This window comes from Botrimarina colliarenosi, from assembly GCF_007859955.1.
GTDB classification, from domain to species: Bacteria; Planctomycetota; Planctomycetia; order Pirellulales; family Lacipirellulaceae; genus Botrimarina; species Botrimarina colliarenosi.
Map to the genome: position 1 here is coordinate 126,603 of NZ_SJPR01000001.1, position 13,780 is coordinate 140,382.

Annotated in this window: 10 protein-coding genes; 7 read left to right on the top strand and 3 right to left on the bottom strand. The window is 66.7% G+C overall.

Annotated features, from left to right (window positions below):
• The first annotated feature begins 277 nt into the window (after positions 1 to 277).
• The 3 genes from Pla108_RS00485 (at position 278) to Pla108_RS00495 (ending at position 4,787) form a co-directional block, all read left to right on the top strand.
• The gene (locus Pla108_RS00485) at positions 278 to 1,444 is read left to right on the top strand and encodes a hypothetical protein (protein WP_146441419.1); all 1,167 of its coding nucleotides are present in this window, start codon (positions 278 to 280) and stop codon (positions 1,442 to 1,444) included.
• Positions 1,445 to 1,542: 98 nt separating this feature from the next.
• Entirely contained in the window at positions 1,543 to 3,144 is a 1,602-nt protein-coding gene (gene gltX, locus Pla108_RS00490) for a glutamate--tRNA ligase (protein ID WP_146441421.1), read from the top strand.
• A 128-nt stretch (positions 3,145 to 3,272) separates the two neighbouring features.
• Positions 3,273 to 4,787 carry a VWA domain-containing protein gene (locus Pla108_RS00495; RefSeq protein WP_146441423.1) on the top strand — a complete coding sequence of 505 codons (1,515 nt, stop codon included), beginning with the start codon at positions 3,273 to 3,275 and terminating at the stop codon, positions 4,785 to 4,787.
• A 163-nt stretch (positions 4,788 to 4,950) separates the two neighbouring features.
• Here Pla108_RS00495 and Pla108_RS00500 read toward each other — a convergent pair whose 3' ends face one another.
• Positions 4,951 to 7,827 (bottom strand): secretin N-terminal domain-containing protein, encoded by a 2,877-nt coding sequence (locus Pla108_RS00500; RefSeq protein WP_146441426.1) that lies wholly within the window; start codon positions 7,825 to 7,827, stop codon positions 4,951 to 4,953.
• 93 nt (positions 7,828 to 7,920) lie between these two features.
• On the bottom strand, positions 7,921 to 8,340 hold the full coding sequence (locus tag Pla108_RS00505; protein WP_146441428.1) for a hypothetical protein: 420 nt from the start codon (positions 8,338 to 8,340) through the stop codon (positions 7,921 to 7,923).
• 689 nt (positions 8,341 to 9,029) lie between these two features.
• Here Pla108_RS00505 and Pla108_RS00510 point away from each other — a divergent pair.
• Positions 9,030 to 10,469, top strand: coding sequence for an RtcB family protein (locus Pla108_RS00510; RefSeq protein ID WP_146441430.1), 1,440 nt, complete (start codon positions 9,030 to 9,032; stop codon positions 10,467 to 10,469).
• A 16-nt stretch (positions 10,470 to 10,485) separates the two neighbouring features.
• On the opposite strand, the gene Pla108_RS00515 is transcribed toward Pla108_RS00510, so the two are convergent.
• A complete protein-coding gene (locus tag Pla108_RS00515) occupies positions 10,486 to 11,553 on the bottom strand; it encodes a methyl-accepting chemotaxis protein (protein WP_231934224.1) in 1,068 nt (355 codons plus the stop codon).
• A gap of 230 nt (positions 11,554 to 11,783) precedes the next feature.
• On the opposite strand from Pla108_RS00515, the gene Pla108_RS00520 reads away from it, so the two are divergent.
• The 3 genes from Pla108_RS00520 (at position 11,784) to Pla108_RS00530 (ending at position 13,716) form a co-directional block, all read left to right on the top strand.
• On the top strand, positions 11,784 to 11,966 hold the full coding sequence (locus tag Pla108_RS00520; protein WP_146441434.1) for a CPXCG motif-containing cysteine-rich protein: 183 nt from the start codon (positions 11,784 to 11,786) through the stop codon (positions 11,964 to 11,966).
• A 106-nt stretch (positions 11,967 to 12,072) separates the two neighbouring features.
• Positions 12,073 to 12,876: a polyphosphate kinase 2 family protein gene (locus Pla108_RS00525; RefSeq protein WP_146441436.1), complete on the top strand. Its 804-nt coding sequence runs from the start codon at positions 12,073 to 12,075 to the stop codon at positions 12,874 to 12,876.
• 123 nt (positions 12,877 to 12,999) lie between these two features.
• Complete coding sequence (locus tag Pla108_RS00530; protein WP_146441438.1) at positions 13,000 to 13,716, top strand: uracil-DNA glycosylase family protein; 717 nt, start codon at positions 13,000 to 13,002, stop codon at positions 13,714 to 13,716.
• Positions 13,717 to 13,780: the final 64 nt, after the last annotated feature.

Sequence of the window (13,780 nt, forward strand, 5' to 3'; positions counted from 1 at the left end):
CCCTCAAAGCTAGGTCACGCCGGCGCCCAACTCGGTAACTGGCTCGTAGACGCGCAAGTTGGTCGCGGTTCGCCGCAGGCAGGGTCCGCGTCACCCGCACAACCCGCCTAGCATGTCGCGTCTGGTGGGGGCGCCATCGGATCGCCTCACGATGACGCCGTCCACAGCCGAAAATCTTCCAAGGTCGGGCAGGGAGCCCGAACTTCCTATTCAGCCACGGCGACGCCCCGCGTCCGTCCCGTTGGCACGTTGCCGTCACGCGCGAGGGATCGCTCGAATGACCTCTTCGACCCGCACCGGTCGCCGCCGCCGCATGCTTCATGACGGCGCCGCGACGCCTTCCGCCCCCCTCGTCGATGACGAGAACTCCGGTGGCGCCAAGGTCCGTTACACCCCGCCGACCGACAGCGCCAGCTTTGCTGTCGGGTCGCGAGTCCTTCCCCGCTCGCCCCTCGCCTTGGGGGGCATGGTCGCCGGGCTGCTCGCGGTCACCGCTCTGCTCGGCTGGGCCGACGGGATCGGCGCTTCGGCCTCCGGCGTCGGGGCGTCCGCCGCTCAGCTCCTGCAGGTGAGCCGGCCCGGCTCCGTCGCCGCTTGGTGGGAGACCGGCCTGTGGCTCGCCGTGGGGGGCCAATGTGTGCTGCTGTTCGGCATGCGTCGGCATCGGACGAACGACCTGGGCGGCAGTTACCGCTGGTGGCTGTTCGCCGCGGCGACCGCCATCGGCATGAGCATCAGCTCCGCGACGCATGCGAATCAGGTCGTCGCGTCGGAACTCGCCGCTCTGACAGGCTTCTCACCGCTGGCGGGCGATCTCCTTTGGAGGATCGTCCCCGGCGGGCTGATCGTCGCCGCGGTCGCCGTGGTCGCCTTGCTTGAGGTCCGTGAGTGCTCCGCCGCGACGGCGTTCGCCGCCTCGGCTGGCGGCGCCACGGTGGTGTCGCTGGCCGCAACCGCCGGCGTCGTGCCGGCGGCCGCGCCGTGGCTGGCCCCGGGCGTGCTTGGACCGATCGCAACAACCGCCGCCGCGGTGCTCGCTTTGGCGTCGCTGATGGCTTATTCACGACGGATCGTCCGCGAGACGCTCGGCGAAGTAACCGCCCCGGTCGTCAAGAAGGCGGCCGCCCCGACAAGAAAGGTCGCCAACTCCCACGCCACCGAAGCCGACGACGCGGACGAGACAACCAAGAAGCAGAATCGAGCTGTTACCCTCTCGACGGAAACTGAGGACCCGGCGCCCGCCCCGAGTAGCGCCATGAAGAAAACCCAACGTGAAACGTCCCGCCCGAAATTGGCGGAGGAAACCACCGACTCGTCGCGCTGGGTTAGCGGCGCCGAGGGATACCACGAAGAGTACGACGACGAGGGGGGCCCCGAGGTCCGCAAGCGGACGAAGGCCGAGCGGAAGAAGCTCCGCCGCGAGAAAGAGCGCCGGGCCGCGTAGGGCCCTGGCGGGAGGTGGGTAGGACCGCAGGCGGGTAGCGGGGTACGTTGGGCGGTTTGCCGCTCTGCGACCCCCGTGCCCCTCTGCCTCGCGCCACGATGACCGTCCGCACCCGCTTCGCCCCCAGCCCGACCGGCTTCCTGCACATCGGCGGCGTCCGCACGGCGCTGTTCAATTGGCTGTACGCCCGTCAGCACGGCGGCCAGTTCTTGCTCCGGGTCGACGACACCGACCAGCAGCGGAACGTCGAAGAGGCGCTGGCGCCGATCCTGCACGGGTTCGAGTGGCTCGGCCTCGACTGGGACGAAGGCCCCGTCTCCTCGGTTGCTGAAGGTGCGGGCGACAAGCAATCGAAGGGGGACTTCGGTCCTTACTTCCAGTCGCAGCGCGGCGAGCACTATGCGGCAGCGGTTGACCAACTGCTCGCCAGCGGCGCCGCCTACCGCGACTACGCCCGCCCCGAAGAAGTGCAGGCCGAACGCGAGGCCGCCGAGAAGGCGAAGGAGTCGTTCGTCTACAGCCGCCAGTGGCGCGCCGAGACCGACGCCGACCGCGCCCGGTTCGAGGCCGAAGGCCGCGAGGCGGTCGTCCGGCTGCTGATGCCGCGCGAGGGGACGCTCGTCCTCAATGATCTGGTGCGCGGCGAGGTCCGCTTCGACTGGGCCCGCGAGCAGGACCACGTGATCCAGCGCGCCGACGGGTCGCCCATCTACCACCTCGCCACGGTGGTCGATGACGAGCTGATGAAGATCAGCCATGTGATCCGCGCCGAGGAACACCTCTCCAACACGCCGCGGCAGGTCTTTATCGCCGAGGCGTTGGGCTACACACCGCCGCAGTTCGCCCACCTGCCGTACGTCGCCGAACCGGGGAGCAAGAACAAGCTCAGCAAGCGGAAGCTCGACAAGTACCTGAAGAACCGCGACTTCGCCGCCCTCAACGAGAAGGGGCAACAGATCGCCGCCCGCCTCGGCCTCGAGACCTCGGCCGAGACGTTCAATCCGGTGATCGTCGATTTCTACGAGCAGGTTGGTTTCCTGCCCGAAGCGATCCTCAACTACTTGTTGCTGCTCGGCTGGTCGCTCGACGACTCGCGCGAGGAGTTCACGGTCCCCGAGATGATCGAGCACTTCTCGCTCGGACGGGTCAACAAGGCGCCCGCCAGCTTCGACCCGGCCAAGCTGCTCGCTTTCCAAGACCGCGCGATGCAACAGGTCCCGGCCAAGCAAAAGACGCCGCGCTGCCTCGAGATGCTCAAGGCGGCCGGCCTCGTGAGCGACCCGCCGGCGTGCGACACGGGCCCTGTCGTGGCGGGGATCGTCCAGGCCGCGAGCGACCGCCTCAAGGTCTACGGCGACATCCTCGATTACGACGACTTTTTTACCGCCGACGATCAACTCGCTTACGACGAGAAGACCTGGCAGAAGCGGATGGTCAAGCCCGACGACGCCGGGCCACTGCTCGCCAAGTACCGCGAAGTGCTGGCGAAGACCCCCGACGCCTCGGCCGAGGAACTCGAGGCGGGTCTCAAGGCCTTCTGCGAGAGCGAGGGGATTGGCATCGGCCAGATCATCCATGCCCTCCGTGTCGCGACCACCGGCAAGGGGGTCGGCTTCGGGATGTTTGAAACCCTCCAGCTGCTGGGCCACGAACGCCGTCTGGCGCGGATCGATCACGCCCTCGCACGTTTGTCCGGGTGACAGACATTTGTCACCCCGACTGGGGCCGCCAGTCCGTTTTTTCTGGAGAGCGTCGGATCGGCTGATTAGCGTGACTCGCGGAACAGGGCAGGGGAGACCGCGCCCCTTTTTCCCGCGAAGGCCGAGCGATGAACTCCGACCCCCCTCTCGACGACCCGTCCCTTCGCGGGGCGACGCCGGTGCGTCACGCGCTCAACGAAGCGCGTCGACGAGAGAAGCTCTCGCAAGCCGAGTGGCGGCGCCGCCGGGCCGAGGTCGCACGCCTCGTCGCCGCCGGCGAGGAAGCGGCCGCTCGGGCGCTGCTAGCCGAGATTGGCGTCGCATCGCCGGCCGACCTGTCGCCGGAGCCTGTCTTGAAATCGGCGCAGCCCGCGGCCGATCGGGCGCCCCATGCCGCCACGGCTCCGAAGCCGCAATCGGCGTCAGGAGACGCCCCCCAAAAAGAAGCTCGCCTTAAAAAGCAAACGCCCCACCCCGCGACCAAAGCGAAGCGCCCCCAAAGCAAAGCGAAGCGCCCCCAAAGCGAGCCCCCAGGCGTCAGCCGGGGGAGTGAACCACTCAAACGCCCGACCGCGCAACGCCGATCTCCCCCCCGTCGGGTTAAACGTCGGGCGCCGAGGACCTGGGCCGATTGGGCCCGCCAACGCCCGCCGTGGCTCACGAGCCTGGCGGCCCACGGCGTCTTGCTGACGCTCTTCGGGCTGCTCTCTTTCGCCACGTTCGGCGAGCCCGGCTTCTCGCTTACCGCGTCACTTAACGACAACGAGTCGTGGGACGACCTTCCCGCCGAGGTGACGCTGACCGACCTTGAAGTCGACTCCGAGGTTGATCTCGCCCACCCGATTGAATCGGTGGTCGACTTGGCGGCGGACCTCGAGTTGGCTTCGCTCGTCGAACCGGCCGACATGGCTGTGGTCGCCAACCTGGGGGACGTGCTTGCTGTCTCCGGCGGGAGCCTGATGGCGGCCGTCCCCGCGACGGGCGGCAGCAAGGGCGAGGGCGACGCCGCCGGCGGCAAGGCAGCGGGCGCCCCCGGCAAGGTGAGCTTCTTCGGCGCCGAAGCGAACGCCCATCGCGTCATCTTCGTCGTCGACAACTCCGGCAGCATGCAAGACGGCCGGATGGAAACGACGCTCGCCGAGCTGAACCAAGCCGTTCGCCGCCTCTCGGAGAGCCAGGAGTTCTACGTCGTCTTCTTCAGCGATCAGGCCTATCCACTGTTCTTTCCCGAGCCGGTCGCCGAGTCCTTGCCGGCGACGCAGGAGAACAAACGCCGGCTTACCGCTTGGCTGCGGCGGGTCGAAATGTGTGTCGGGGGCCGCATCCTCGACGCGATGGAGCTGGCCGCGAGCCTCGAGCCCGATGTGGTTTACCTGCTCACCGACGGCGATATCCGCAGCCCTTATGTGATCGAGCGGATGACGACGCCCGGCGCCTGGCCGTTCCTCGTTCACACCCTCGGCATGGGCGCCCGCACACCCGAGCACTTGGCGTTGCTGCAAGCGATCGCGGCCAACACCAACGGCGAGTACCGTCCGGTGGGGCCTAACCGCGTCGCCATCGCTCAAGCTCGCAACCGCCTCATCCCGTACCACCGCACGCCGGGCCCGGTCTGGGGCAGCGCGATCAAGCCGTGGAAATAGACCGCTCTAGAGCGCGCTACTTGTAAGCATCGCGGTTTGGTCGTCGGCGAGGCGAGCTGGGCGAGGCGACCGAAGCAGGCGAAGCGGTGCTTCGTCGATGCTGGTCAACGACGCCCAGCGAAGCCGCAGCCCGACCAAACGCGACGCTTACAAGAAGCACGCTCTAGCGTCGGCCCCGGCCCCGGTCGCCCCGGTCGCGGCGTCGATCGCCGCCGCCACGCTGGTCGCCACGATTCTCTGGCGGGGGCATGGTTCCCTGGGCCGTTAAGGCTCGGGCGAGGGCTTGGCGGACCTCATTGCTGGCGACGCCCCCCTCAAGCTGCATGACCTGGACGGTCGTCGTCGGCCGCGCTTGTTGGTCGATGTCTTCGATCGTTTCGAGCACGCTGTCGAAGACCTCGTTCCGCGCCGAAATCACGACAACATTCGCCGCGTCGTCCGAGCCGAGCGACAAGATGCCGCCGAAAGGGATCCCCGCCGGCTCGGTGGGGTCGCCGGCGCCGTGCTGGATACGTGTCAGGTAGCGCGTCGCGGCGCCCTTCGCCTTTTGCTCTTCGGTGTCGAACTCGCGGTCCCCCTTGCTGAGCAGATCGCGGTAGACGTCCTTCAGCGCCGACACAACGACCGACGCCTTCGCGTAGCGAAGCTTCACCGTCACGGTGCGGCGCGTGAGGATCCGATCGGCGACCGGTTGGCGGTCCCAGGCGTCGATCAGCCGTTGGATCTCGCGCAGCTGCGCTGACGTCGCGTTCGCGACCAGGATCGAGCTGCTCCAATCGTCCGCCAAGAACCGTAGCGGCATGCGCTTCGACAGCCGGACCGGTTCGTCGTCTTCCGACTTGACGCCGCGGATCCGGCCCCACCAATCGACGACTTGATCGTCGTCCTCGGCGAGGAAGTCTTTGAAGTAGATCTCAAGGTTGATGACGATGTCGTCGGGCGTGCGGTTCTTCACGTGGAAGACCTCGTACCGCGCCGGCGCTGGCGCCAATTCCGAGGCGAGTTCCTCGAGGCGATCGAGCGCCGCGGTGTCGTCCGAAGAGATAACGATCCGGCCACGGGGATCGACCTGCACCGTCACAGGGGCGCTGGTCGTGTCGTCCGCTCCGTCCATCGGGCCGGTCGTGTTCGCGAGCAAATGGAATGGCGAGCCGCCCCGGGTGACGGTCGCCACCTTGGCGGGCGCCGAGTCGGCGTCGGACTCTTCCTCCTCCTCGGGGGCCTTCTCCGCGGCGGGCGGGGGGACGATCAACTCGGTCTCGCCACCGACCGCTGGCCAGGCCTGTTTGAGTTGATCGATCAACCGCTCGGTCGCCTCCGGGTCGAGCGAGTCGAGCACCCGCACGCGGCGCCGGTCCTCGGCCTCACCGATGGGCTCGCCCAGTTTCACCAACAGGTCGCGCACCTCGTCGAGTTGCTGTGGCGTGCCGCGGACGATCAGCCGGTTGTTCTCGATGTCGGCGTCGACGCGGAGGATCGTCTCGGGCTCGTCGTCATCGTCGTTGTTATTGTTGCGGAAGCTGAAAAAGTACGGGTTGTCGTTGCTCTTCTTTTTCTTCTTCGGCTGATTGATGATGAGCGACTCGATCGAGCCGGCGACCGCCTCGGCGGGCAGACGGCGGAGCCAGAAGACCTCGACCAGGGTTTCCGCGCCGTCGAGCTGTTCGATGAGCGATGCGATCTTCTTGTGGTCGGCGTCGGTCGCGCGGGCGAAGATCGTCTTGCTCTCTTTGTCGCCACGGAGCTCGGCCAGTGGGCTGAGGTTGCCGATCTCCTCCAGCGCGCTGATGACCGCTTGCGGGTCGATTGTTTTCAGGCGGTACTGCTCTAGCGACCGGTCGACCGGACCGGCGGCCGCGTCGGCCGAGGCGGCGTTGGCTCCGCCGGCCGGGACGTCGAGCGACTCGATGGTCCGCTCGATGATCCGCATCTGCTCCGGCGGGGCGTTCGCCAGGACGCTGTTGCGCTGGCGGTTGTAGGCCAAGTAGACCGGCGGGCCGTCCTTCTGCAGCAGCCGCACGACGTCCTTGCCGCTCTGGGCGAGTTGCTGCATGAGCTGCATCTTCTGCTGCTGCATCTGCAGCTCCATCTGGCTCGGCCGGCTGTTGGGGTCGAGCCCCAACACGACGTAGAGCGTATCGATGACCGACGCCGCCTGGATGTAGCGCAGCACAAACTCACGCGGCACCTCGCGCCCTTCGGCGGCGAGCCGTTCGTTGTTGAGCAGCGCGCTGACCATCCGCAGGTTGGCGACGGTGTCGATCAGCAGCAGCCGCTTGGTCGCCGTCAGGGGCATGACCTTGGCGTGCGGGCTGAGCGCTTGCTTGACGTCCTCGGAGGCTTGTTTGACGTCGAGGTCGGGCGGCAGCTCGAGCGACAGCTTCACGAGGTCGTGCGGCTGGCGGTCGTAAAGCTCTTCCTCGGTGACGCGCGGCACGAGGCTCGGATCGACCGCGTCGAGCTTGATGACGCTCAGCACCTCACCGGACAGCAGCAGGGCGTAGCCGCGCGCCTGGAGGTGGCGGTTGATCAGGTCGCGGGCCTCGTCGATCGAGTAGGCGCGCTGCGTCGTCAGATTGAGATAGTCGCTGGGCAGCTCGCGCCAGTCGAGCGACAGGTTGCTGACGTTCGCCAGCCACTGCAACACGTCGGCCCACGCTTGGCCATTGAACGAAAACGTGATCCGCCCGCTCGCGTCGGGCTTGGCCTCGAGCTCGCGCGGATCGGGGGGCTTCGGCGGCTCGCTGGAGCGCTTCACCGGGCCGTCTTTTTTATCGTCGGCCTTGTCCTCCTTCTTTTCCTTGTCGTCTTCCTTCTTCTCCTCGGCTTTCTCGTCCTCTTTCTTTTCTTCCTGTGGGGCCGGGGAAGGGGCGCCGCGTTGGCGTCGCGCCGCTTCGATCTTGGCCCGGATCTCCGGCGGCACGCCTGCCGGGATGGCGTCGCCATACTGGCCGTACGCGGATTCGCTCGCCGTCACCCCGAAGAAAAGGGCGAACGTGAGGGCGACAGCAAGGTGGGCCTTAAGGGCTCGGGCGAACAAGACAACGCTCCGTCGGACGAGTGGCGGTCGCGGGCCTACGTCCGCGTCCCTCTACTGTACCCGCAACGGAGGCGCGACCCCAAACACGACGGGTCAAGAACGGGCGTCCCAAGGCGCCGTGAGGGCCGAGGCGCCGCCGGCCGTGACGCCGACGACAAAAACCCCGTCTTCGGGGGGGCCCTGGTCCAGCGCCGGCTTGAGATAGGGGAACGCATCGGCGAGATCGCTCTGCGCGTCGTCCCACCCGATCGCCCGGGCGAGGACGGTCGTTGGGTCGCTTTCACTAGGGGAATCGTCCCCCGCCGCCTGGGCCGCAATGGCGTCGTCGATGGCGTCCTCGCCCAGCCAGCCACGGGCGATCTCGCCGCCGAGTTCGTCCTCGCAGTCGAGCAGCACGATCATCGGGTGCGCGACCCCCGCCTCGACCGCCTCGTCGTACGCCTCGAAGACGAGCGGCAGGGCGCTCTCCACGAGCGACTGTTGGAGTTCGAGCGGATCGTCTTCGGGCGTCATGCAGCGAAAGAGAATCGACGCGCCGCTCGCTGGCAAGGGGACCGGCGCCGACGAGACGCTTTAGCGTGCGGTGAGAACGAGCCGTGACCGTCAGGGAGCGACCGAGCGACCGAGCGGCGTGGCGGCTTGTTGGGTCGCTCCCTGACGGTCGCGGCTCGTGTACCTTCCACCAAAAAAACGAAGCCCGACCTCGCCACGTTGGCGAGGCCGGGCTTTTTCTTTCATGCTTTGAGCACGCGCGGGGTGATCAGGTCCTTTGCGTGTCGAAGCAGGTGGTGGTCGCTGTCAGCGACCCGCCGGTCGCTTCAGGCCAGACCACCTGGCTGGCTAAGAAAACAGTCGGTCAAGGTACCACCTCCTTCATACTGAGTGCCGGCCGAGCGGGACGTGAATGCCAGAGACACTCCCGCGGGGCCCTTTCGTCCGTCACGCCGCGTCAGCGTGACCTCGACGCTCTTTAGTTTAATCGGCGCTCCTGACCAGAGCATCAGAGATTTCTTAGCAGGAAACGCCGATCCGCAATTTTTGACGCTTTCTCCACCCCGTTGGTTCGCGAAAAAGCCCAGGAAATCGGCGCCGGCTGCTTGCGTTTCTGGCGCCCGTGATTCTCAGTCCCGTCCCGAACCCCGTCCGCCGCCTCACAGTCCCTAGCCTTCCGACGACTCGCTATCATCCCGCTTGGTGATCCCATGAACCGCAAGCAACTCGAGAAACTTGGCGTCCCCCCGGCGTGCGTGCCGGCGGCGATCCGCTGTCTCTCGACCGCCGCCGAGAAGGGGACCGGCTTCGGCCTCAAGGGCAAGCGCTCCAAAGAGGCGATCACCGCTGCGCTCGCCGATCCCGCCGCGTTAGCGACCGATCCTGTCTGGGCCGATTTGGCGACGTCGCTCGTGGAGTACCGCGCCGAGCGATCCGCCGAGCCGGATAAAGTCCCCATCGACTACGCCGTCTGGGAGTGTTCGACGCCCGACGACACGATCGACCCCGCGGCTCACGCGCAGATGCGTCAAGCGTGCGCCGTGCCGTCGGCGATTGGCGCGGCGTTGATGCCCGACGCGCATGTCGGCTACGGCCTGCCGATCGGCGGCGTGCTCGCTTGCGAAAATGCGGTGATCCCGTACGCGGTCGGCGTCGACATCGCTTGCCGCATGAAGCTGTCGGTGCTCGACATGCCGATCGAGGCCATCAATTCACGTCGCAACGCGTTCCGCGAGGCGCTCGATAAGGGGACGCGCTTTGGCGTCGGCGTCGAGCACACGCCGCGTCAGCAGCACGACGTGATGGATCAAGACTGGTCGGTCACGCGCGTGACGCGCGAAAAGAAGGACAAGGCGTGGAAGCAGCTTGGCACGAGCGGCTCGGGCAACCACTTCGTGGAGTTTGGCGAACTGGTCGTCGACGAGCGGTCCGAAGACCTCGGTCTCGACGCGGGGCGCTACGTCGCGCTGCTCAGTCATAGCGGGAGCCGTGGCGCCGGGGCGGCGGTCTGCAGCACCTACAGCCAGATCGCGCAGCGGTTGCTGTCGAAACGGTATGCCGCGCTCGGTCGGCTGGCGTGGTTGTCGCTCGACTCCGAGGAGGGGCAGGCTTACTGGGCCGCGATGAACCTGATGGGCGACTACGCCGCCGCGAACCACGCCGTGATCCACCGCCTCGTAACCAAGCTGCTCGGCGCCCACGTCATTGCGGGCGTCGAGAACCACCACAACTTCGCCTGGAAAGAACGCCACGACCCCGACGGCCGCGGCGAGCGGGAGGTGATCGTCCACCGCAAAGGGGCGACCCCCGCCGCGGCGGGCGAGTTGGGGGTGATCCCCGGTTCGATGGGGACGCCGGCCTTCGTCGTCCGTGGTCGCGGCGTGGCGGCGAGCCTCGCCTCAGCGTCGCACGGCGCCGGGCGTCGGATGAGCCGTCGGCAAGCGAACGACACGTTCCGCTTCGGCGCCGAGCAGAAACGACTCGCCGAAGCGGGCGTCGAGGTCCTCGCCGCCGGCGCCGACGAGGTGCCGGGCGTCTACAAAGACATCCACGCCGTGATGGCGGCTCAGCAAGACCTAGTCGATACGCTGGCCCGCTTCGAGCCGCGTGTGGTCCGCATGTGCGGCGACGGCAGCCGAGCGGAGGATTAACGCCAAAGGCTCGCGACTAGTCCACCGGCTGCAGAAGCAACGAGTGCCAGCCGGTGCTGTAGGTCTCGAAGCCGGGCGCCTGGGCGTGGGAGACACAGGTCCGCCGGCCGGCGAGGTCGAGCATCTTGAAGGTCTTGGCCTCGGCGAACAGTTCTTGCTGGCCGGGCAGTTGGAGGCGGTCGTCCAGCTGCTTGCCCCACGAGTCGGCCAGCACGCGCCCGTCGTCGTCGCACAAGACGCAGCGGGTTGCTTGCCGTTCGCTCTCGGCGAGGGGGACGTTCTCAACGATCGTTTGGGCAAGTCCCTCCCAATTGAACAGGACGCCTAGTACGCCGAGCAACTTGCCGTCGCTCTGCCCGCCGGCGCGGACGCCGCACGAATAGACCAGCACGCTTTGATCGCCCACTAGCGAAGAGCGGTGGGCGGACTCGAAGCCATAGTCGTCGCCACTGTGGCTGTCGCGGGCTTGGCGATACCAATCGCTGTGCGCCGCCGACGAGCCGACCGACCTGTAGAGATCGGGTCGTCCGTTAGCGACAATCTGCCCGCGGTCGTCGCAGAGAACGAGATCGAAATAGACGGTGTACGCGCCCAGAATGACGCCCATCCGTTGTGAAGCGTGAGCAAGCGTCGGGGTCGTCGGATTGCTGAGGGCGTCGACGAGGCTGCTATCGGTCGCCCACCACCGGACGTCACAGGTCCGTTCGTAGAGGTTGCGGTCGACCAGATCGATGTTCACTAGCGCGAGGTCCGACAGCCGCGTGCCGCGGATGCTGGAGCCGATCAGTTCCATGAGCTGATCGATCGACCCGCGCGTCTTGTTGGCGAGCCCGTTCGCGACTTGCGAAGTCTTCGCGCCGAGCCCCTGCATCTCTTGGGCGACGACGCTGAAAGCGGCGCCCGATTGGCCCGCGCGGGCCGCCTCGATGCGGGCGTTGAGCGCCAGCAGTTTGGTGTCGGCGTTGATGTCGTTGATCTCGCCGATCGCGCTGGTCATCGTGTTCGAGAGGTCGGCGACGAATTGGGCGATCTCGGCGGCGCTGCCACGGTCGGTGGCCGGCGAAGTGGTTGTGGCGGAACTCATGAATAGGATCGCATTTGGAGTCGACGAAGGCGCGTAGGCCGACCCGCTGACGAGTCCTGTTCCGCCTAAAGAGCGGACTCGTGCAAATCGACCTAGTGAGCGAAAGGCTAGGCTGACAACCGATGTGGGCAACCGAAGTGAACTAAAAAATGTGCAGTTGGTTGTGACAGTCATAGCGGTCGAGGCTAGCGCCGCTGGGCGAACAACGCCGAGGCCCCTATGCTGCGGCCATGGAAGAAGAAGCCAGCTATGTCTGTGGCGAATGCGGCGAGGAGGTCGTCATCCCCGTTGATCTCTCGGCGGGCTCGTACCAGGAGTACGTCGAAGACTGCCCCGTCTGTTGCCGGGCGAACGTGATCCATGTCGAGATCGACCCCGAGGGGGGCGTCCGATCTTGGGGCGAACTAGAGTAGGGTAGCGAAGCGGCTAGGGGTCGGTGGCTGGGGCGATGGAATCGCCCGACCGCTGTTTACCCTAGCCACTAGCCACTAGCATCTTGCCTCTAGCCTCTCCTGATCCATGCCCAAGCCCGTCACCTTCAAGCCTGGTTCGAAGATCACGCTCGCCGACATCGACCCCCGCAAGGTCGAGGGCGATTGGGACAAGGAGTCGGCGAAGGAGCGGATCGACGAGAACACCGAGCGGTCTCGCGACCTGGCGTACCGGCTCTACGCCGAGAATCAGCGGGCGCTGCTCTTGGTGCTGCAGGGGATGGACACCGCCGGCAAGGACGGGACGATCCGGACCGTCATGACCGGCATCAACCCGCAGAGCTGTCAGATCACCTCGTTCAAGCAGCCGAGTCCCTTAGAACTCGACCACGACTTCCTCTGGCGGATCCACGCCGCCGCCCCGCGGCGCGGCGAGATCGGCATCTTCAACCGTTCGCACTACGAGGACGTGCTGGTGGTGCGGGTCCACGGGCTCGTCCCCGAGGCGGAGTGGAAGACCCGCTACGACCGGATCAACGACTTCGAGCGGCTGCTCATCGAAGGCCGCGTCAAGATCGTGAAGTGCTTCCTCCATGTCAGCAAGGACGAGCAACGCGAGCGTCTCCAGGCGCGGCTCGACAATCCCGACAAACGCTGGAAATTCAGCAAGGGGGACCTCGCTGAACGGAAGCTCTGGCCCGACTACCAAGACGCCTACGAGGACGCCCTCAACAAGTGCAACACCGAGCACGCCCCGTGGCACGTGATCCCCTCGGACCGCAAGTGGTACCGCAATCTCTTGGTGAGCGAGTTGCTGAAGGACACGCTTGAATCGATGGACCCTCGGGTCCCGCCAAGCGAGGAAGGGCTCGACGGCATCGTCGTCGAGTAAGAGAATGGCCGCGTAGGAGGCGTCTCCGACGCCGATGACGGCCTCCATCTCGAAACGGCGTGTTGCAAGAATCGGCGTCGGAGACGCCTCCTGCAATTATGCACGCCGGCATGGAGGGCGATCATGTCCCTTGTTGAAGACGCGATTCGCGCCGCCAAACGGCTGTCCAAGGCGGTTGACGCTTTGCGGTTCGACGAGCCGGTGACGCATGTCTACAACCCGCTCAAGTACGCCTGGGCCGCCCACGAGGCCTACCTACGGCGGATGAACCCCGACGGCGTCCGCGTGCTCTTCCTCGGGATGAACCCAGGGCCGTGGGGCATGGCGCAGACGGGGGTCCCTTTCGGCGAGGTGGCGGCGGCCCGCGACTGGATCGGGATCGAGGCCGCGGTGCGCCGACCAAAAGACGAACACCCCAAGCGGCCGATCGAGGGCTTCGCCTGCCAGCGGAGCGAGGTTTCGGGGCGGCGGCTCTGGGGCCTGTTCGCCGAGCGGTTTGGAACCGCCGACGCCTTTTTTGCCGAGCACTTTGTCGCCAATTACTGCCCGCTAGTCTTCATGACCGAGACCGGCAAGAACCACACGCCGGATAAATTGCCGCTTGACGAGCGCGAGCCGCTCGATGCGGCGTGCGATCAGCACCTGTCGCGGCTGCTCGACATCGCCCGCCCCGAATGGGCGGTGGGCGTGGGCAAGTACGCCGAGAAATGCCTGCTGAGAGTCGCGGGGGAGGGCGTGCGTGTGACGACCGTCTTGCACCCGAGCCCCGCGAGCCCCGCCGCCAATCGGGGTTGGGCCGAGGCCGCGACGCGGCAGCTGGAGGCGGCGGGCGTTTGGTGAGTGGAGATTAGTGGGGCTAGAGTCGTGCGTGGCGCTACTCCGGGCGCTGACGCTTCCGGCTCGC